23 protein-coding genes are annotated in these 21,455 nt (G+C 30.1%); 20 read left to right on the top strand and 3 right to left on the bottom strand.

Going from position 1 to position 21,455, the window contains the following annotated elements; all coding sequences use genetic code 11:
• Positions 1-452: 452 nt before the first annotated feature.
• Both ybaK and M2475_RS07050 read left to right on the top strand, forming a co-directional pair.
• On the top strand, positions 453-929 hold the full coding sequence (ybaK, locus tag M2475_RS07055) for a Cys-tRNA(Pro) deacylase (RefSeq protein WP_277490487.1): 477 nt from the start codon (positions 453-455) through the stop codon (positions 927-929).
• 134 nt (positions 930-1,063) lie between these two features.
• Positions 1,064-1,765, top strand: coding sequence for a Bax inhibitor-1/YccA family protein (locus M2475_RS07050; RefSeq protein ID WP_277490485.1), 702 nt, complete (start codon positions 1,064-1,066; stop codon positions 1,763-1,765).
• Between the two features lie 40 nt (positions 1,766-1,805).
• On the opposite strand, the gene M2475_RS07045 is transcribed toward M2475_RS07050, so the two are convergent.
• Positions 1,806-2,651, bottom strand: coding sequence for a DUF4438 domain-containing protein (locus tag M2475_RS07045; protein WP_277490484.1), 846 nt, complete (start codon positions 2,649-2,651; stop codon positions 1,806-1,808).
• Between the two features lie 59 nt (positions 2,652-2,710).
• Between M2475_RS07045 and M2475_RS07040 the strand changes: the two genes are divergently transcribed.
• From M2475_RS07040 to M2475_RS07020, 5 genes are all read left to right on the top strand, one after another.
• Positions 2,711-3,679, top strand: coding sequence for a retropepsin-like aspartic protease (locus tag M2475_RS07040; RefSeq protein WP_277490482.1), 969 nt, complete (start codon positions 2,711-2,713; stop codon positions 3,677-3,679).
• Positions 3,680-3,732: 53 nt separating this feature from the next.
• On the top strand, positions 3,733-4,167 hold the full coding sequence (locus M2475_RS07035; RefSeq protein WP_277490481.1) for a peptidylprolyl isomerase: 435 nt from the start codon (positions 3,733-3,735) through the stop codon (positions 4,165-4,167).
• Positions 4,164-4,514, top strand: coding sequence for an amino acid permease (locus M2475_RS07030; RefSeq protein WP_277490480.1), 351 nt, complete (start codon positions 4,164-4,166; stop codon positions 4,512-4,514). Before M2475_RS07035 ends, M2475_RS07030 begins: the two co-directional genes overlap by 4 nt.
• Positions 4,515-4,525: 11 nt before the next feature.
• Positions 4,526-4,894: a hypothetical protein gene (locus tag M2475_RS07025; RefSeq protein WP_277490479.1), complete on the top strand. Its 369-nt coding sequence runs from the start codon at positions 4,526-4,528 to the stop codon at positions 4,892-4,894.
• 156 nt (positions 4,895-5,050) lie between these two features.
• Positions 5,051-5,464, top strand: a complete 414-nt coding sequence (locus M2475_RS07020; RefSeq protein WP_277490478.1) for a hypothetical protein — start codon at positions 5,051-5,053, stop codon at positions 5,462-5,464.
• A 109-nt stretch (positions 5,465-5,573) separates the two neighbouring features.
• Here the strand turns inward: M2475_RS07020 and M2475_RS07015 are convergent, their stop codons facing one another.
• Positions 5,574-6,296, bottom strand: coding sequence for an RNA methyltransferase (locus M2475_RS07015; RefSeq protein ID WP_277490477.1), 723 nt, complete (start codon positions 6,294-6,296; stop codon positions 5,574-5,576).
• Between the two features lies 1 nt (position 6,297).
• A complete protein-coding gene (locus tag M2475_RS07010; RefSeq protein ID WP_277490476.1) occupies positions 6,298-7,128 on the bottom strand; it encodes a polysaccharide deacetylase family protein in 831 nt (276 codons plus the stop codon).
• 89 nt (positions 7,129-7,217) lie between these two features.
• Between M2475_RS07010 and typA the strand changes: the two genes are divergently transcribed.
• The 13 genes from typA (at position 7,218) to M2475_RS06945 (ending at position 21,418) form a co-directional block, all read left to right on the top strand.
• A complete protein-coding gene (gene typA / locus M2475_RS07005; protein ID WP_277490475.1) occupies positions 7,218-9,044 on the top strand; it encodes a translational GTPase TypA in 1,827 nt (608 codons plus the stop codon).
• Between the two features lie 75 nt (positions 9,045-9,119).
• Entirely contained in the window at positions 9,120-10,352 is a 1,233-nt protein-coding gene (locus M2475_RS07000) for an aminopeptidase (RefSeq protein ID WP_277490473.1), read from the top strand.
• A gap of 22 nt (positions 10,353-10,374) precedes the next feature.
• A complete protein-coding gene (pssD, locus tag M2475_RS06995; protein ID WP_277490472.1) occupies positions 10,375-10,845 on the top strand; it encodes a PssD/Cps14F family polysaccharide biosynthesis glycosyltransferase in 471 nt (156 codons plus the stop codon).
• A gap of 8 nt (positions 10,846-10,853) precedes the next feature.
• Positions 10,854-11,333: a PssE/Cps14G family polysaccharide biosynthesis glycosyltransferase gene (gene pssE / locus M2475_RS06990; protein ID WP_277490471.1), complete on the top strand. Its 480-nt coding sequence runs from the start codon at positions 10,854-10,856 to the stop codon at positions 11,331-11,333.
• A gap of 50 nt (positions 11,334-11,383) precedes the next feature.
• Positions 11,384-12,235 carry a glycosyltransferase gene (locus M2475_RS06985; RefSeq protein WP_277490470.1) on the top strand — a complete coding sequence of 284 codons (852 nt, stop codon included), beginning with the start codon at positions 11,384-11,386 and terminating at the stop codon, positions 12,233-12,235.
• Positions 12,236-12,329: 94 nt separating this feature from the next.
• Positions 12,330-13,334, top strand: a complete 1,005-nt coding sequence (galE, locus tag M2475_RS06980; protein WP_277490469.1) for a UDP-glucose 4-epimerase GalE — start codon at positions 12,330-12,332, stop codon at positions 13,332-13,334.
• A 145-nt stretch (positions 13,335-13,479) separates the two neighbouring features.
• Complete coding sequence (locus M2475_RS06975) at positions 13,480-14,178, top strand: glycosyltransferase family 2 protein (RefSeq protein WP_277490468.1); 699 nt, start codon at positions 13,480-13,482, stop codon at positions 14,176-14,178.
• Between the two features lie 8 nt (positions 14,179-14,186).
• Positions 14,187-14,552, top strand: a complete 366-nt coding sequence (locus tag M2475_RS06970; protein ID WP_277490467.1) for a DUF2304 domain-containing protein — start codon at positions 14,187-14,189, stop codon at positions 14,550-14,552.
• 10 nt (positions 14,553-14,562) lie between these two features.
• Complete coding sequence (locus M2475_RS06965; RefSeq protein WP_277490465.1) at positions 14,563-15,714, top strand: glycosyltransferase; 1,152 nt, start codon at positions 14,563-14,565, stop codon at positions 15,712-15,714.
• A 163-nt stretch (positions 15,715-15,877) separates the two neighbouring features.
• Positions 15,878-17,014 carry an ABC transporter ATP-binding protein gene (locus M2475_RS06960; RefSeq protein ID WP_277490463.1) on the top strand — a complete coding sequence of 379 codons (1,137 nt, stop codon included), beginning with the start codon at positions 15,878-15,880 and terminating at the stop codon, positions 17,012-17,014.
• Positions 17,015-17,025: 11 nt separating this feature from the next.
• Positions 17,026-17,802 carry an ABC transporter permease gene (locus M2475_RS06955; RefSeq protein WP_277490462.1) on the top strand — a complete coding sequence of 259 codons (777 nt, stop codon included), beginning with the start codon at positions 17,026-17,028 and terminating at the stop codon, positions 17,800-17,802.
• Position 17,803: 1 nt separating this feature from the next.
• A complete protein-coding gene (locus M2475_RS06950) occupies positions 17,804-19,822 on the top strand; it encodes a glycosyltransferase (RefSeq protein WP_277490461.1) in 2,019 nt (672 codons plus the stop codon).
• 9 nt (positions 19,823-19,831) lie between these two features.
• Positions 19,832-21,418, top strand: coding sequence for a hypothetical protein (locus tag M2475_RS06945; RefSeq protein ID WP_277490460.1), 1,587 nt, complete (start codon positions 19,832-19,834; stop codon positions 21,416-21,418).
• Positions 21,419-21,455 lie beyond the last annotated feature (37 nt).

Below are 21,455 nucleotides of genomic sequence, written 5' to 3'. Positions count from 1 at the left end.
TGAAGATTATGAGGATATACTGAAAGCATTCAATTTAAAAGAATTAGAGCCTGATGAAGTAACATTATCATCACTGCTATTTAAGAAGAAATAAATGCTTTTAAAAGCAAACCACATAAAGAAGAAACACTTTGTAAAGAAGCAATTACAAACAAACCAAATATGGAAGTAACTTAAAGAAATTTTTGATTATGAATAAATATTTGGGTTTTCATCATGTAATCTATTTATGTACACAATAGATTTGTCACTGATAAATCTTATTCTACAACAAAAAACTTCCTGTACTATTCGTCATACTGGAAGTTTCTTTCAGAATCATTCTGTTTTTTTAAAACTGGAATTTACTTTTTCAATTTACGTTATATATTATTGATGTAGAAAGTTTTAAAATGATATAATAAATTTATAATTGTATTATATGAGTATAATTATTTTTATGATGAAAGGGGATGCTTGTGAAAAAAACAAATGCAATGCGGATTTTAGATGCGAAGCATATATCCTATATAGAGTATCATTATGAAGTAAAGGATGATTTTGAAAGTATGCATGTGGTAGAGGTATTGAACCAACCAGCAGAAAAAATATACAAAACATTAGTTACCGAGGGGAAAAGTAAAAAAAATTATGTATTTGTAATTCCTATAATCCATGAGTTAAATTTGAAAAAAGCTGCTAAAGTTGTTCGAGAAAAATCAATTGCAATGATACCTATGAAAGAAATATTGCCTTTGAGTGGATATATTAGAGGAGGATGTAGTCCTATTGGAATGAAAAAACAGTTTGAAACAGTATTGGATGAAAGTGCTAAAAATCAACAAGGAATCATTGTCAGTGGTGGAAAAAGAGGCTTTCATATTGAATTATCACCAGATGATTTATTATTTGCTGTAAATGGTAGGTATGCGAATATAAGTAGCAATTAAAAGCTTGAGGTAGTATATTTGTAACTAAAAATAAGAAATTGAACAAGGGAATATCTATGCTGTCATTAAATTGATAATGTGTGTGTGATATGTTATCATGTATTATAATAAATAATTGAATGGAGGATTATATTATGGAAATTTATGAACAAGGCTCAGCCAGTAATAAATATACTTTACAAAATCATGTAACGAAAACGTTTTTTTGGATGTTTTTAGGTTTAGGCATTACCTTTGGTATTGCAATATTGATGAATTTAAATCCAGCATTTGTATATAACCTATGGAACAGTATCCCAATGTTACCAATTATTGTGGTTCTTGCACAATTAGGAGTAGTAATCGCATTGGCAGCAAGATTGATGAAGATGAATCCAACATCAGCAAAGATTCTTTATATCGCATATGCTGTATTAACGGGTTTTACATTCTCTACACTAGGTGTTGTTTATAGTTTGGGAAGTATTGGATTAGCATTTGGAATGGCTGCTTTATTCTTTGGAAGTTTAGTAGTTATTGGATATACGACAAAGCGTGATCTTACAAAAGTTGGAACGATTGCAATAGCAGGTTTACTTGCGTTAATTGTATATGGAATGATTACTTGGATTTTTAATTTAGATGTAAATGTATTTATTTATTCTATGATTGGGTTACTAATTTTTGCTGGATTGACAGCATGGGATACTCAAAAGATGAAGAAGCTATATCATGCATATGAAAATGATGATACAATGTTACAACGATTATCAATTTATTCAGCATTTGATTTGTATTTGGATTTTATTAATATCTTCCTATATATCTTACGAATTGTTGGAAATAATAGAAATTAACAAAGGATAAGATCATTTAATTGATCTTATCCTTTTTTGTTTAAAGATAGTTTTTTAGGTTTGCATCTTTTTCAATAAATGGTTTTAATGAACCATCTTTGGATGTAAATAAAGCACATACACCAGGACCATGTCCTGAAGTGTATGAATCGCTGTGAACGATAATACCAATTGTCCAAGCACCTTCTGAAAAGTGAGGACCATTGATTGAATTATGATCTTGAATTGCTACAATATCACCAAAGCGTAAAGTATCTAGATGATATTTTTTATTCATTTCTTTATCTTGTGTCATAATATCATAATCACCATTTGCAAGTGTGTTAGCACCTAATCCAGATCCCATCAAGAATGCTGGAATGATATGAGTAACACCAATTTCTAGAACACCTTTAGTTTCGTGAAGATGCATTTTACTCAATAGTTTAGGATCTAGATTTAATACTTTGATATTAGGGTAATCAAGAAGTTCTAAACCTTGTCCAAAACCTTTTATAAGCATGCTTTCATCACCATTTAATAAATCTAAAGTATCTTCATCAAAGTATACAAAAGCATGTTCAATTCCACCATGAGTCCCAGTGATGACGCCCATTTTTCCTTTGGCATCACCACTAGTAATACGTACGGTATTTCCAACGCAGCTAAATAGTTGTAAAGCTGGATTTTCGTCATGGTTTGGATTTTGAATACTTACTCCAGGTTCTACATGATCTCCAACAATGCCCATGCAATTATCACCAATTTGAAAATTATATGTAATACCTCCAGTAGCTGGTAAGATTCTTCCAACACCATCAAATCCTACTCGATATCCTTTGTTTGTAGGATGATGGATTTTACCAGTTAATGAATGCATGACCAATTTATCTTTATTTGTTTTCATATTATAGATACCTCCTTGTTTTTTATTATAACATGTTATAATTACATGGAGGTGAAACAATGTTTATATTACCAAAAACTAAAGTTGAAAAAACAAAACGCTATACCTTGAATGAGGTACAGGCAGTTCAAGAATATCATGATACATATGCTCCAACACTTTACCAAGAACTTGATGTTTTTCATCAATTCAATGGGTTTGAAAAGCGGAAAATAATTTTTCATTTACCTACCTTTACAATGAAAATAAAAAAGAATCTTATGGGATTGTATGTAGGGAGTGTAAAAACGCAAGGAAAAACAATGACCTTTTTAATTGATACTGGAGCACAGATTAGCGGAATTTTGAAGAAGAGTGTAAGCGATTTGGAAGTGCAACCAATCGAACAGGTTGTACATGTGGGAAGTATTGGAGGAAGAAGCAAACAGGCTTCTTGTGTAACCATTTCTAAATTGTTTTTTGGAGCTGTTGAAATTCAAAATCAACCTCTTGTATTATTAGATGATAAAGATTTTTCTATTCCCTATGTGAATATTAAGGTAATGAAGTTTGATGGAATAATTGGTTGGGATATATTACGTAATTTTGATTTTGAGATAGATGATGTACATAGTACTTTTTCGCTTTTAAGGCAGCAAGAAGATTTTTTTATAAAGAATTTTATTCCTTCAAGTTTTCCTTGCGTTTGTTTGCTTGATCAAAATCATAAACCTGCTATTTTTGGATTTGATAGTGGGGCTAAAGAAAGTTGGCTAGGAGAGAATTATGTAAATCGTTCTAACTTGGATGTTGATATTGAACAAAAAGCTTATGGAATGGGTGTTTTAGGGATGGAGTCTATGGATTTATCAATTATCCATACATTGGATTTATATTTATATGATTCTAAAATATCATTACAGAAAATAATGACAGGAAGAGTAGATATGTTTAAAAATTTGGAGATTGCAGGAGTGTTGGGAAATAAAATTTTTAGAAATAAGAAAATTCAGATTTTTCCTTCAAAACAATATATTAGAATTGTTTAATATGTTATAATAGCAAAAGTAAATTCAAAAATGAGAGAGGATGGTAATACTATATGAGAGGTATGATTGCAATGACAAATGGAGATAAGATTCCATTTGAATTATATGCAGATGGAGCACCAAAAACGGTGGCTAACTTTGTGAAATTGATAAAAGAGGGTTATTATGATGGAAAAACGTTTCATCGTGTAATTCCTGGGTTTGTATCACAGGGGGGATGTCCAAATGGAAATGGATCAGGTGATTTAGGATATACAATACCATGTGAAACAAAAAATAACCCATACAAACATGAGATTGGATCTTTATCAATGGCGCATCGAGGTGAAGATACGGGATGTTGTCAGTTCTTTATTTGTCATGAAGAGCTACCTCATTTAGATGGTGTTCACACAGTATTTGGAAAAGTAATTGATAATATAGATGCTGTGCGTAATATGCGTGGTGGAGATGTTATAGAAAGTATTGTTGTGGAGAATGTTGAATGAGTGATTTTAGAAAATTAGGAGTTCCCTTTTTATTGATTTTTATAAGTGCGTTAGTAACTAGATTAATTTCTACTTATTTATCAGCGAACTTAAGCGGAAATCTTATTAAGATTATTATTGTTGTAGCACTTTGTGTATTTGGTGCAACATTGAATGCATCCAAAGGTAGACGAAATGGAAATGTATACAAGAAATTAATTGCTATTTTAATTGTTATATTTCTATTGTTTATGCAATTTAATTTATTTACTTTTGCTAGTGTGAGTGAAGTGTTTAACTTCTTTGGTGTGGATGCTTTTTATATTAATATGCTATATATATTTTGTGGTTATTTATTTGTGGATTGATAAGGAGAGGCATGAGAAAATATACATTTATTGAAGGGCATGCAAAATTTAAGAAAGCAATGGTAGCAAATCTTTCTGATGAATATTGTCTTTTCTTGTACGATACAGAAAAAGACGATTTTGCAAAGCAATCAAAACGGTTTCATACGATAGAAGAAGTGTACAAATATTTAGATACTTTTCAAATTGAGACGGGTGAATGGATTGAAATAGAGGATCCATTGGAATATTGTAATTATGATTTGATTACGCCCACTAGACTAGTAGGGAGAGATGTAGATAAGCCCAACACGGTCAATTTATGGGAAAGGTATGTTGATGGAAATTGGCATAAATATTTATATACAGATGAAAACGGATGGAAGGAAATTGAAGAATAAAAAAGGAAGTTTATAATAAGTTCATAGCATGGTAATAAAAGTTACAAAATGCTATGAACTTTTTTAGTTTTATTTCTTGTAGAAAAACTTTGGAACTTTATTTGAATAACTAGCGTCTAAGTAAATATAGGCAGAAATATAGGAGGTCAATTAAAAATGTTTGGTATTGGAAAAAAGAAAGCAAAGTTAAAGGATTTTATCAACGATGAAACAAAAGCAGTAATTCATATTTATGGGGATAAAGTAAAAGTGGATGGAAAAGATCCTAGCGAATTTGATATGATCAAAGGAGAATATGGACAAGCTGTAGTCAAATTAGACGCAGGTGTTCATAGTATTGAAGCAATTCATCGTACAACAGAAGGAAAAACAAATATAAAAACACCACGAATTACAAGTGAGCTTACATTAGAGGCAAATCATGAATATTCATTTGGTATTCATAAATATTCAAAAGAGTATTTAGATAATAATAGTCATGATTCTGCATATCAGTATATTTATTATTGTCCAGTTGGAGAAGGTAAATATGAAGGAAGATTTGGTATTATTTGTTTTATTGAAAGATAAAAAAGGCTTTAAAAAGAGGTAGATTATAGGATGTTAATATGAAGTTCATAACATTAGACCACATAGGATATATATGTTGTGAGCTTTTTTATATTAAAAAAGGAAGCAATTATTTATGCTTCCTTTGTCGAATTAATTCATATGCTAATATCGTTGTTGCGCTCACTGCGTTGAGTGCGTTTTTAAATTCCGAGTTATAGGGAATAAATACATTTTGATCAGAATGGGAAGTGATAATTTTTGATAAGCCTCGTTTTTCACCACCGATGCAAATACAAACAGGCTTTTTGAAATTATAATCATACATTTCAATTGCGGTATCATCACGAAGTGCACAAACAATTGCAATTCCCTTTGTTCTTAATTGTTTAATGTCATGTTCAAGTGAAGAACTAGAAACATGAGCAATATATTCGCTTGCTCCTGCACTTGCTTTAGCAACAACATTTGCAGCATTACTCCAGTTTCTTTCGTTGGTGATGATTCCATCACAGCCAGCCGCGTAGAGACTACGGATAATATAGCCAAAATTATATGGATCTTCAATACCTTCTACAAGGGCAATGAAAGAATGTTCTTTGATAATATCATCTAAATCTTGATATGTTCGCTTGCCGACTTCACATAGAAGCCCACCATGGGTTGAACCTTGCGCAAGTTTATCGATTTCTTGGCGTTCACAATAAACTACTTCAATGTTTTGTTCCTGTGCTTTGCGCAAAATGAATTTTGTGTCACGATCTTTTTTACTTTTATCTACAAATAGTTTTACTACTTCTCTATGTGGTGAAAGCAGTGCTGATTTCACAGAGATATTTCCTTCAAATATCATATTATTTAGGCTCCATAATTTCAATATATTGAGAGGTTGTTACAAATTCATAACCTTGCTTTTTTAATTCGGGAATGATTTTTTCTACAGCATCTGCCGAACTATTGTAAATGTCATGAAATAAAACAATACTTTGTGGTTTTAAACTTCCTAATACATGGTTTTTTATTTTTTCTGTATCGCGTAATTGCCAGTCTTGGCTATCAACATTCCATAGTATAATTTTTTGTTTGCTTATATCTTCGACTTCTTTATTATAGGCTCCATATGGAGGACGTAAGTATATTGTATCGGTACCAATAGTATTTTTAATTGAAGTATTTGTTTGTTTTATTTGTTGATTGATTTCTTCTCCCTTGAGCTTTGTCAGGTTGGGATGAGAATAGGAGTGGCTAGCAATCTCATGGCCTTCATTATGAATTTTTTTCAGCATCTCAGGGTTTTGTTCAACTTTACTTCCTAAGACAAAGAAGGTAGCTTTTACATCATGCCTTTTTAGAGTGTTTAAAATTCTATCAGTGCTTTCGTATCCTGGACCATCATCGAATGTAAGTGCTACAATTTTTCGATCAGTTTTTATTGGTGGCTTTGGTGGTGGATTTTTTCCTTTAGGAAAATAATGGGCAATGATTTGATCAGCATCTTTTACAGAATCTGAGCGAATGCTCGTATGTTTTGTATATATCGCTAATGGTTTCTTTTCTATTGGTTGCATCTGTGCAATTATATATGAGGCACCAAATAAAATGCTACTAAGTAAAGTAACAGCAAGAAATAGTAGCAAAAATAGACGGCGATATTGTATTTTGTAGTTCTTTCCCTTATACATCATAAATTTATTATACAATAAAGATGAAAAAAAAACTAGAATTTACAGTGGAATAGGTATACTATTAATAAGGTATATTAAGAGGATAAAATATGAAAAAAGAAAAAATTATAAATTTAGCAGTAATTGCCCATGTTGATGCGGGAAAAAGTACACTTGTAGATGCATTTTTGAATCAAAGTGGAGTTTTTCGAAGCAATGAAGAAACTGTGGATTGTGTTATGGATTCCAACGATCTAGAAAGAGAACGTGGGATAACAATATATTCAAAAAACTGTAGTATTATGTATAAAGATATAAAAATCAATATTGTTGATACACCAGGACATGCTGATTTTTCTAGTGAAGTGGAACGAATTATTAAAACGGTAGATACAGTAATTCTATTAGTGGATTCTAGTGAAGGACCAATGCCGCAAACACGATTTGTTTTACAAAAATCTTTGGAAATGGGATTGCGTCCAATTTTGTTGATTAATAAAATTGATAAGAAGGATCAACGAGCAGAAGAAGTTGTTGATTTGGTATATGAATTATTTTTAGAACTAGATGCAAATGATGAACAATTAGATTTTCCTATTCTATATGGGATTGCAAAGCAAGGAATTGTTCAATATGATTTGGATACACCTAGTAAAGATATCACGCCTTTGTTTGAAACGATAGTAGAACACTGTGATCCTTATCCAAATTTAGATGATGAACCATTGCAAATGCAAGTTAGTGCATTGGCTTATGATGACTATATAGGACGTTTAGCAATTGGTAGGGTGTATCAAGGGGTATTAAAAGAGAATCAGTCTCTTGTTGTGTGTGATAGTTTTGGAAATGTTCGTAATGCAAGTGTTTCTCAATTATCTATTTATCAAGGGTTATCAAAGACGAGAGTAAAAGAAGCAGGTAGTGGTGAGATTGTTGTAATTGCAGGAATTCCAGATATAAGTATCGGAGAGACATTATGTGTGGATCGTGATCATTTATTACCACTTGAGATGATTAAGGTAGAAGACCCTACATTATCTATGAATTTTATTGTAAATAAAAGTCCTTTTGCTGGACAGAGTGGTAAGTATGTTACAAGTAGAAATATCAAAGAACGTTTAGAAAAAGAGTTGGAAGTAAATGTAGGATTAAAAGTAGAAGCTACAGAAAGTGCAGATATGTTTAAAGTGAGTGGGCGTGGAGAACTTCATATTTCCATCTTACTTGAAAATATGCGTCGTGAAGGTTATGAAGTAGCTGTCAGTAAACCAGAGGTAATCATGCATCGTGATGAGAATGATACTTTGGTAGAGCCAGTTGAGGAAGTAATTGCATTAACTCCAAGTGAATATAGTGGAACAATTATTAATAAATTAAACCAAAGAAAAGGTGTTATGGTAGATATGCATGAAGAGAATGACTATAGTCGTATTGTTTTTCATGCTCCTACAAGAGGGCTATTAGGGTATCGTAGTGAGTTTATTAATGATACACATGGTGAAGGTACTTTAGTTCGTAGAGTACATGGCTTTGAACCATACAAAGGTGAAATTACCCAACGTGCAAATGGTGCACTTATTTCTACTGAAACAGGTAAGGCGATGACATATGCGTTATGGAATATCCAAGAGCGTGGACAGTTGTTCATTGGGCCACAAACACCTGTATATGAGGGTATGATTATTGGGCAGAGTGCTAGAAATTTGGATATGGATGTGAATCCAATCAAAAATAAGAAATTAACAGCAATTAGATCAAGTGGAAATGATGATGCTATGAAACTAGTACCGGCAAAAATATTGAGTTTGGAAGAAGCTTTAGAATTTATTAATGATGATGAATTAGTAGAGTTGACTCCAGATGATATTCGTGTACGCAAAAAAGGATTAACTCCATATGATCGAAAACAGATTATGAGAGAGAATAAAGTAGGATAACAATGCGCATTTGCGCATTGTTTTACTTATTCGCTTGGCATATAATAGAATAGTGAAGAGTTAGGAGTAAATAATATGAAGGAAAATATAATAGAAAAATATGCAAAATTAGCAGTGAAGATGGGTGTGAATGTGCAAAAAGGTCAAACTTTAGTTGTGAATGCACCTGTAAATACAAAAGATTTAGTTGAAAAGGTTGTAGAAGAAGCCTATAAGGTTGGTGCTAAGCAGGTTTCAGTGAATTTCTATGATGAAAAAATAAATCGTTTACATTATGAATATCAAGATGTAGAAACATTGCGTACAATTCCAGATTACATAGTAGATCAAAAAACCATTCCTTTAAAAGAAGGTGGATGTGTTTTACACATTATAAGTGATATTCCAGAAGTGATGGCAGGAATTGATCCTAAAAAGATTGCAGAAGTATCAATTGCTAGACAAAAGCGGTTTAAAGAATTAAACGAAATTACGATGGCAAATCGTGTACAATGGAGTATTGTAGGATATCCAAATCAAGACTGGGCAAAAAAAGTTTTTCCTAATGATGATGTGGAAACAGCAATGGTTAAATTACAAGATGCTATATTGGATAGTGTTCAAGTTCTTGAAGATAATGATCCTGTGGCTTTTTGGGAGCAACATGATGCAGATTTAAGAAATCATGTTGATATTTTAAATGAATACAATTTTAGGTCTTTGCATTTCAAAAATAACCTCGGTACAGATTTGGAAGTTCAATTGGTCAAAAATCATCTATGGGCTGGTGGAAATGAAGAAACACCATCAGGAATTATGTTTAATGCGAATATGCCAACAGAAGAAGTTTTCACAATGCCTTATAAATATGGTGTGAATGGAACGGTTGTAAGCACGAAGCCACTTAGCTATAATGGAAGTCTTATTGATGATTTTTCATTAACATTTAAAGATGGAAAAGTGGTAGAGTACAAAGCGGCAAAAAATGAGGATGTATTAAAGACATTAATTGACTTTGATGAAGGAAGTAGTTATCTTGGAGAAGTTGCATTAGTTCCTTATCATTCGCCGATTTCCATGAGTAATATGTTATTTTACAATACTTTGTATGATGAGAATGCTTCATGTCATTTAGCACTTGGTAGAGCTTATCCAATGAATTTGAAAAATGGTGTAAAAATGAATCAAGAAGAACTGAATGAAGCTGGTTCAAATGATTCTATGACACATGTTGACTTTATGTTTGGAAGCGAGGATATGGAAATCGTGGGAAAAACGTTTGAAGGTAAAGAAGTGGCGGTGTTTAAAGCAGGAGATTTTGTAATATAGAAATTAGAAAAGGAAAAAAGCAATGAAAAAAGTTATGTTTATTTCAAGCACTGGAGGACACCTCTCTGAGTTGCTACAGTTAAAAAGAATTTTTTCAAACTATGATTATCACATAGTAACTGAAAAAACGAAATCCAATATTTCGCTGATAAAGCAATATCATGATAGGATTTCCTTTTTAGCATACGGGACGAAACATAATTTATTTGTATATGCATTTGTGTTTCCTTGGAATTGTTTTAAAAGTATTGCTCTGTTTTTTAAATATCGTCCAGATGTGGTTGTTACCACTGGGGCACATACTGCAGTTCCAATGTGTTATATTGCAAAGTTATTTCGTAAAAAAATTATTTTCATTGAAACATTTGCAAACATTCACACTCGTACTCTGTCAGGACGAATAGTATATCCAATAGCAGATGTGTTTGTTGTTCAATGGGAGAGTATGTTAGAATTATATCCGAAAGCCATTTATGGCGGATGGATTTTTTAGGAGCACATATGATATTTGTTACATTAGGAACACAAGATAAAAGCTTTGTTCGACTATTAAAAGAGATTGATAAATTGATTGATGATGGTATCATCAATGATGAAGTAGTGGTACAAAGTGGATACACAAAATACAATTCAAAAAATATGAAAATATTAGATTTTATTCCTTTTGATGAGTTTAATACATATTTAGAAAAAAGTAATTATATTATTACTCATGGTGGCGTTGGGTCTATATTAACAAGCATTACTATGGATAAAAAGGTAATTGCTGTATCTCGTTTAAAAGAATTTAATGAGCATGAAAATAACCATCAAGTTGAAATAGTTTCAAGATTTAATGATATGAGGTATATTCTTGGTTGTTTACAGGTTAAAGATATAAATGATGCAGTTTTGAAGATAGAGAGTTTTGTTCCTCAACCATATCGAAGTAATAATGAACAATTTTGTAATCAAATTGCAGAGGAAATAGATAAGAGATAATGATTGTTTATTTTAAAAATAATCATTGTATAGAAGAGAGGAAGTAGTTTATGAAAACAGCTTTTCTTATAATTAATTATAATGATGCTATAACTACAAAGAAGCTTTTGAATTCTATAGAAAGTTATTCATTTATTGATATGATAGTCGTAGTAGATAATGCATCAACAGATAATTCTTTTGAAATATTAAAAGAGTATGAGAAAACAGAACATTTTTATATTTTAAAAAGTGATAAAAATGGTGGATATGGATATGGAATCAATTATGGAAGTAAGTATATTATAGATATTTTAGGAGACTGCAGGATTATTGTTAGTAATAGTGATATTGAAATTAAAAATGAGCAAATCCTAATATCTATTCTTGATGATTTTCCAGATAATGCTGGAATTATTGCGCCTATTGTTAAAGAAAAAAAGGGCTTAAACAGAGGATGGAAAATACCTACACCATTTCAAGATGGGTTATTGAATCTAGTGTTTATACATCGTATATTGAGGTCGAAACTCTTACTTTATCCAGATATTATGTATCACGATAAACTTGTTGAAGTAGAGGCAGTTTCAGGAAGCTTTTTTATAATTGATTCTAATGCGTTGATAGAGGCAGATTTTTATGATGAGAATGTTTTTCTATATTATGAGGAGAACATAATTGGTAAAAAAATGAAAAAACTTGGCAAAAAAACATATGTGAATACAGAGCAAGAAGTGTTTCATAATCATTCCGTAAGTATAGATAAAAGTATTGATAAGATTAATAAATATCGTGAGCTGAAAAAAAGCCAATTATATTTTCAATGTGAATATAATCATGCTGGAATAATGTCTCGATTATTTTTAAAAGTAACAGAAAAATTTAGTTTGTTTATTTTACGAATAGTGTATCATTTCAAATAGGTTATGTTTGATGAAAGTTGTAACTATATAGGACATAAGGTATAATTGGCTTTAGTAATTATTGTTCAAACAAGACTAATTAGGAGGAAGTAATATGAATGTATTAATCACTGGAGGATTAGGTTTCATAGGTAGTCATACATGTGTTGAATTACTTAATAGTGGGTATGAAATTACGATTATTGATAATTTATATAATTCAAAAAGAGATGTAATTGATCGAATAAAAAAAATAACAGGAAAAGATTTTAAGTGCTATATTGGCGATGTTTGCGATAACATAGTTGTAAATAAAATATTTAATGAAAATAAAATAGATGCAGTTATTCATTTTGCTGGGTATAAGGCAGTGGGAGAATCGGTTGAAAAGCCGATAGAATATTACTCTAATAATTTAATGAGCACTCTTGTTCTTTGTGATGTGATGAGAAATCATGGATGTAAGAAATTTGTTTTTAGTTCTAGTGCAACTGTATATGGAAGCCCTAAATCTGTACCAATCAAAGAAGATTTTGATTTGGGCCCAACAACAAATCCTTATGGAACGACAAAATTGATGATTGAAAAAATACTAGAAGATATATATATATCTGATAATAAATGGAATGTTGCTCTATTGCGTTATTTTAATCCTATTGGTGCACATGAAAGTGGTTTACTGGGAGAAAGCCCAAATGACATTCCAAATAATTTATTACCGTATATTGTGAAAGTAGCAAATAAAGAACTTCCTTTTTTGAATGTATGGGGAAATGATTATCCAACGCCTGATGGAACAGGTGTTCGTGACTATATTCATGTGGTTGATTTAGCAAAAGGCCATGTAAGTGCAATTCAAAAATTAGAAAAGGAAACAATTGGGGTTGATACATACAATCTAGGTACTGGAAAAGGGTATAGCGTTTTAGATATTGTAAATGCTTTTTCAAATATAAATGGAATAGATGTTCCTTATGAGATTAAAGAACGACGTGCTGGAGATATCGCTACATGTTATGCAGATACATCGAAGGCTTATAATGAACTTGGATGGAGTGCTGAAAAGGGAATTGATGATATGATGAGAGATTCTTGGAATTTTTTGAAAAAAAATAGTTAATATGAAAAAGGAGCATGAAATAAATTCATGTTCTTTTTTGTGAAATTTGTATAGAAATAGAAAATTCAAAACATATTGGAAAGAAATTTGTAAAAATTAGTATTATTGTGTAAAATGATATGAGAGTTTATACAATGGAGAAAATATGAAAGAAAATTTAAAAACGTTGGTTATTGTTCCAGCGTATAATGAAGCATTAAATATAGAAAAAGTAATTCATGATTTAAAGACCAAGGTTCCACAGTATGATTTTATTGTTATCAATGATGGATCAAAAGATAATACATTGGAGATTTTAGAAAAGTGTGGATGTAACTATATCGATGGTTTTGCAAATCTTGGTTTGTTTGGTGCTGTTCAGACAGGATTTAAATATGCGATGGAACATGGATATGATGTAGCGATACAATTTGATGGAGATGGGCAACATGATGCAGACTATTTAGATAATATGGTTGATGAAATTTCAAAAGGAAATAATATTGTAATTGGCTCAAGGTTTGTGACCAATAAAAAATCTTTGAGTGCTAGAATGTTAGGAAGTCGGTTACTTTCTTTAGCAATTAAACTTGTTACTTTTAATACAATAAAAGATCCTACAAGTGGACTTAGAGCTTATGATAAAGAAACAATTGTTGATTATGCTACTGATATGAATAATCCTCCAGAGCCTGATACATTGGTATACATGATTAGAAAAAAGCGAAAAATAAAAGAAGTACAGGTTGAAATGAGTGATAGAGAATTTGGAGAATCTTATTTGAACTTACCTAATACGGTCAAATATATGAGCAGAATGCTAATCTCAATTTTTTTGATTCAACCATTTAGAAAGGTTAAATAGGTGTAAATATGTCATATCAATTACAATTTGTATTTATTCTTGCAAGCTTAGCTACATTACTTTTCGTTATCAGAAGAATAAGAAAACATAAATTAAATATAGATGATGCGATAATTTGGATGATATGGGCAATATTATTACTTATTTTAAGTGTGTTTCCTAATCTTGCTATGTGGGTTTCTCGAAAACTTGGATTTATTTCAACTAGTAATTTTATTCTATCGTTATTTACATTTTTCTTATACATTATTTTGTTTATGCAGATGATTACAATTTCAAGCTTAAAAGAAAAAAATAAAGAATTGATTCAAAAGTTGAGTTTATTACAGTATAAAGAAAGAAAAGAAAAGTCAGAAAAAGAAAAGATAAGATAGAAAGGAAATCATGAAGATAACGATATTTGCATTACACTTAGGGTTTGGTGGTGTAGAAAAATATGTGATTACAATAGCTAATATGTTGTGCAAGAAATATGAAGTTGAAATTGTATCAACATATAAGGTTTTAGAATCGCCATCTTTTCCAGTGGATAAGAGAATTAGGATTTCTTATTTGATAGAGGATTTAAAACCAAACAAGGAAAAATTTAAAAAAGCTATTCATTCAAAAAAATTTTTGAGTATTGTGAGAGAAGGCTTCGTATCTTTAAAAATCTTGATTTTAAGAAAAAAAAGAAATATACAAGCAATAAAAAAATGCAAAGCAGATGTAATAATATCTACCAGAATTTTTCATAATAAATTAATTCAAAAATATGCAGCTAAAAATATAATAAAAATAGCTACAGAACATAATCATCATAATAATGACAAAAAGTATATTGATAAGCTTGTTCACTCTTGCAATCATTTTGACTATATGTTACCAATTTCAAAAGAATTAACAACATTTTATCAAAAATATCTCGAAAATGTGGAAGTTCGATATATTCCTTTTTGTATTGATGAGCCAAAAGACTTACCGTTGACAAAGAATGATGAAAGTAAAATGACGTTTATTAGTGTAGGTAGAATTTCAAAGGAAAAAGGAGTTTTGGATTTGATTGACATTTTTTACGAAATTTGGCAAAAAATTCCCGATGCTTTCTTACATATTGTTGGGGATGGAGCATTGATGAGTTTGGTAAAGAATAAAGTGAAAGAATACAAACTAGAAGACTATGTTTGTATTCATGGATATTTATATAAAGATCAAATCAATAATTTATATAGTTTGTCTAATGTGTTTTTAATGACATCATTTACAGAATCTTTTGGTTTTGTTTTGCTAGAAGCGATGAGTTTTGGACTTCCTTGTATTGCTTTTGATAGTGCACAAGGAGCAAATGAAATTATTAAAAATGGTATAAATGGATATTTAATAAAAAACAGAAATAAAGCTGTCTATGTTAAGACAGCAATAGATTTAGTGGAAAATAAAAAGCAATTGGAAGATATGAATGAAAATGCTAGATTTAGAGCAATGGATTTTAGTTGTGAAAACACAGAGAAAGAGTGGTTACATTTAATGTCTGAGATTGAAGATACAAAACTATAAACTGGAATGGATAATAAAACTTAAAAGTTCTAGTTTTTTTATAATAGTACCGAAATGAAGAAGGATATTCTTTTTTAACAAATAACAAGTTTCATAGATAAAGAGTGTAAAACACTACAATTTTTGTTATAATAAAGTAGTTTCTAGTAAAAGGAGACTGAATATGAAAAACGATAGTATTGCTATAAAAGTTACAGATATGAATAAAGATTTCAAAAGGGTTTATGATAAGCCTCAAACATTGAAAGAAAATTTGGTTTTTTGGAAAAAAGAAAAGTCAGAACTACATCATGTCTTACAAGATATAAATATAGAAATAAAAAAAGGTGAAACAGTTTCATTAATTGGGTCCAATGGAAGTGGTAAATCTACATTATTGAAATTGATGACCAAAATACTATATCCAACAAGCGGAACAATCGAAACATTTGGGAAACTGACATCTCTTTTGGAACTAGGTGCAGGATTTCATCCAGATTTTACAGGACGTGAGAATATATATTTTAATGCTGCAATTTTTGGACTTACAAGACAAGAAATTGATAAACGTGTCGATGAAATTATCGAGTTTTCTGAATTAGATAGTTTTATTGATAATCCTATTCGTACATATTCTTCTGGGATGTATATGCGTTTGGCTTTTTCGATTGCTATTAATGTAGATGCTGAAATTTTGCTGATTGATGAAATTTTAGCAGTTGGTGATCAACATTTTCAAGATAAATGTTATGCTAAGTTAGAAGAATTAAGAGATAGTAATAAGACAATCGTGATTGTCTCGCATAGTTTAGATGTCGTAAAAGCATTATGTGATAGAGCCATATGGATTTATCACGGGAAAGTGTCTGCTGATGGTGATCCTATTACAGTAATTGATTCCTATTTAGAACGTATAAATGCAGATTATTTAGAAACATTGAAAGCTAAATCTGCTGATGGAGAATACATTTATCAAGCAAATGCTTATATTGATGAACCAATAGCAAATAGTGTTTATGAGTTAAATGAAACGGATGTGTATGCTAAGGGTTGGGTTATGTGTGAAGATTCAGAAGCAGTTGTAAAGTGTTATTTAGATAAAAAAGAAATATCAGGAATTGAAAGAGAAAAGCGTCCTGATGTATTGCGAGTTTATTCTGAAAAATATGGAGGAGCTTATGCTAATGAAAATCCTGGCTGGAAGTGTCCTTTAAAAATTGACACATTGGAAATTGGAAGACACATTTTTGAGATTCAAGTGTTTGATAAAAATGGGAATCAGCTTATTTCAAAGAAAACTAATTTATTTGTAAAAGAATAGAGGGAACAAATATGAAATTATTCAATGACTTATATAATTATAGAGAGTTATTAAAATCAAATGTAAAAAAGGAAATTAGGGGAAAGTATAAGGGGTCTTTACTTGGTGTATTATGGTCTTTTATATCACCTTTATTACAAGTACTTGTGTATGTACTTGTTTTTCCTTATATTATGAGAACAACAGTAGATAATTATTTATTATTTTTAGTAGTCGGAATTATTCCATGGACTTTTTTTATTACTTCTGTGAATCAAGGAATGGCTGTAATTCGCTCAAATGCAGGGATTATTAAAAAAGTATACTTTCCTAGAGAGATATTACCTATTTCAGTAGTAATTAGTGGGCTGGTTAATTTCTTTATTTCATGTATAATAATTGTTGTTTTTGTAATATTTGGCGGTTCTTGGATAAGTTGGCATATTATTTTGTTACCTTTCCTTGCTCTGATTCAATCTATTCTTATATTAGGGATGATTTTTCTTTTGAGCGCAATCAACGTTTATATAAAAGATACTGAATATATTGTTCAATTTATTTTGAATATGTTATTTTATGGAACTCCAATTTTATATGATGTATCGCAGTTCTCAAAATCTACAATTTCAGTATTATTTAAAATTAATCCTCTTACTACAATCATTAATTCTTATAGGGATATTTTTCTTAATCATCAGCTTCCCGATTTCGGAATGCTTGCATATGTTATTATTGTAAGTTTGATTATTTTATTTGTTGGCTATGCAGTGTTTAAAAAGCTTGAAAAAGGCTTTGCTGAGGAGGTATAAGATGTCAAAAATGAAGTGTGATGTTATTATTCCAGTCTATAATGCACCTGATTGGACGAAATTATGTGTGTATGCCCTTATAAAAAATACACCTATAGAATATATAAATAAAATTTATTTAATGAATGACAATTCAAATCAGCAAACATTTAATACACTACATAATTTAAAAGATAAATATGGAGATTGTATTGAGATTATCACAAATGAAGAAAATTTGGGATTTGTTAAAAACTGTAATAAAGCTTTAAAATTGTCAACAGCAGAAACAGCTTTATTGCTTAATTCAGATTGCTTGGTTAGTAAAAACACAATCCCTAAATTAATTCGTCATATGGAAAAGGATTCGAAGATTGGTTTAATATGTCCAGTTGCTTCTAATGCTGCTAATCTAACCTACCCTATTTTTGAGGGATTTAGTTATTCAGAAATGGATGCATTGCTTGAAAGAAAATTTAGTGGAAAAACATTTGATGCTTGTACTATTGTAGGAAATTGCTTAATGATTTCAAAATCTTGTTTAGATACAGTAGGACTTTTAGATGAAATATATGGTACTGGTTATGGTGAGGAAACGGATTATCAATTTAAAGCTATGGAAAAAGGTTTTCATGCCAAGGTAGCAATCGATACGTATGTATTCCATAAAGCAGAAGCATCTTTTGGTGTGTCAAAGGCCAAAGAGGAAAGAATAAAGAAAAATAGGGATATTTTCTTTGGTAGATGGGGGGCTCAATATAATCAATTAGCAAAAGAATACGCAAAAAATGATCCAATCAAATATATTGATAACAACCTTACAAATGATGATCGAAAAATAAATGTGGATTCACTTATTTATCTCCCTGTAATCGTTCAAAATGCGGGGGGGTGCCATGTTGTTGTTGATTTAGTGAATTATTTATCGATAAATAATATTAGTGCTAATATTTTATATGATGAAAATATTGATTATGCAGAAGCAATGCTTTTTAACCCTATTTCGGTGGACAAGATAAATGATTTAAATTGCAAGCAGATGATAACAACTATTTGGAATTCTACATTTAAAGCAAAGTGGTATGCAGATAAAAAGCATGTTCCACTAATTTCATTTGTTCAAGGATACGAAGTGTATTTTGAAAATGGTAATGAATATGGATCAGTATTATTATCTTACAAGCTTGCTGATTATATTTTCACAATTTCTTCTTATTTGCATGATAAGATGAAAACAATTTTTGACATTGATTCTACAGTAATCCAAAATGGTGTTAATTATGATGTTTTATTTAATAAAAATAATCAAAATTCAGCAAAGCGAATTACTATGTTTATGCGTGGAAATCCAATGAAGGGGGATTATTTGTTGTTAGATTTATTATATATATTGAATTCAAAATATACAGATATTGTGATTAATTTGGTATATATAAATCATAAAATAGTATTCCCTAATCTTGAAGAAAATGGAAATAAAATTAATTTGATCAAAGGTCCGATTTCGCGAATGGCTATGTCTGAAATCATGAATAATACAGATATTTATGTTGATACTTCTGTAAATGAAGGGTTTGGATTATTAGCATTAGAAGCACTTTGTGCAGGTGCAGTTCCGATTGTTTCAAATTCATTTGGAGTTAATGAATATATTAAAAATGGGGAAAACGGAATTTTAATTAATGAAGTTAATGATGTTAATAAATATTATGAAAAAATTTCAGTATTGATGAGTGATAATGAGTTGTTTATGAATTTAAAGAAATCACATCATGAAACGGCTATTCAATTTGATTATGATTTAGTTGTTGATAAGATTTGTGATTATTTCTCAGAGGAGAAAGCAGTTCAAGAAAAAATAAAATTGTCTGAATACGAAACAGATTTATTAAATGATATTACAAAGAAATTGATGATTCAACCATCTAATAGTTTGTTTAAAAGGTTTGCATTTTCAATTGCCAAAAAGACACCACAAGGATTAAAAAATAAAATGAAAAAAGTAGTTGGTGCTTTGTATAATATGTATGACCATTCATAGGAGATAAGTATGATAAAAAATAAAGTGAAAGAATTCTTTATAAAAAATAAAGTAGTTATTTTTTGGATAATGCTTTTTTGTATATATTCTGTATTTTCTGTTACGATTTATGTTGATAGCTCTCATTATATGAGTTATGTCTCTATTTTTGAAGGGAATACAAGTTTTGCCGAATGGGACATTATCCGTGGACCAGTTTTTCCTTTTATTATATATTTGAGTCGACGACTGTTTGGAAGTTCTCATATATCTTTAGTGTTGATTACATTTATTTTTTATGCAATTATGATTATAATAATTCATAAACTTTTAAGCGATATAGTAAAAAATATCAAAAATAAATATTTTAAAAAAGGAATTTATGTTTTAGGTATGTGTTTTGTTATTTTTAATCCGCTTGTTTTTGGATACTATCATGCATTGTTAACAGAATTTGTGGCGATGACAATTGCGATATCAATGTGTTATCTTGCTTGGAAATGGATTGATATGGATTTCTTTAAAAATAAAAAATGTTATCTTATCGCAAGTGCAGTATTTGTATTTTTCACTGTGTTTAGTTGGCATCTTAAACAACCCTATGTAGCAACTACTATTTTTCCTCTATTAATTGCAACTGTAATTTCGCTTTTTCAAAATCATACTCTTAAAAATTTTGGACAGCGAGGAATTATGTTATTATGCTGTTTTGCTTTTTTATTCACTAGTGTAAAAGTTTGGAATATCATATTGGTCCAAGGCGCAAAACAAAATTTGAATACAGATCGCAATATTGTAGGAAATTTCGGAGGACAAATTTTGAGCGGACCAAGAAATTTTAATGTCATGTCAAGCTATGATGATTTAAGTGATGTCTTAGATAATGATATTTATTTAAGCCAAGATGAAAAACAATTGGTTATTGAAAAAATAGAAAATAATGAAGTATTCTTTTTGGTTGATGTTTTAAGTCCTTCAAATGAAATAATAGATCGAGAAGTTATTGATTTTAAAGGTGCAAAAGCACTTTCATTTTCTTCTGCATTATCATTTGTTATATCAGAGTTTTTTGCTAATCCTGCTAGTGTAATTGATGGATATAAAACAGGTTATTTTATTTTAGCAGATGTGTATAAAACTGAAAAAAATGAAAATGGGGGTTATAAAAAAGAATTTACATTAGGGCATTGCCGAGAAAACTGTTCTATAGCTGGAGCTACTTTGAGAATAAATGGAAATATTATTTATATGCCTGATGAATATTATGAAAGAGTGAAAGAATATAATACATATAATCATCCACCAATGATTTTGAGAAGTTTAATGTCACATCTTTTTACACCAGCTCAATACTTTTATTCAATAGGAATAATTTTATTACCATTTTTATGGATTATAGCAATCGCGTTACGCTTTTTGAGGCGTAAAAAAACTGATCTTTTTGAAAATAAAGAAAATAATTTACTAATTATTTTACTAGGATTTAGCTTTATGAACGCTTTAGTATATGTTTTTACTGCTAATACGATTGATCGTTATATGGCTGTTACACTAGTTCCGATGATTATATCTCTCATAATCTTTATAAAAAAGGCAGTAATGTTAAAAATAAGATAGAGTATAATAGTTTCTTGAATATTCAAGAAAGGAGGTT

The organism is Breznakia sp. PF5-3 (assembly GCF_029504745.1).
Taxonomy (GTDB): domain Bacteria; phylum Bacillota_I; class Bacilli_A; order Erysipelotrichales; family Erysipelotrichaceae; genus Breznakia.
This window is presented reverse-complemented; position numbering and strand designations above follow the sequence as displayed.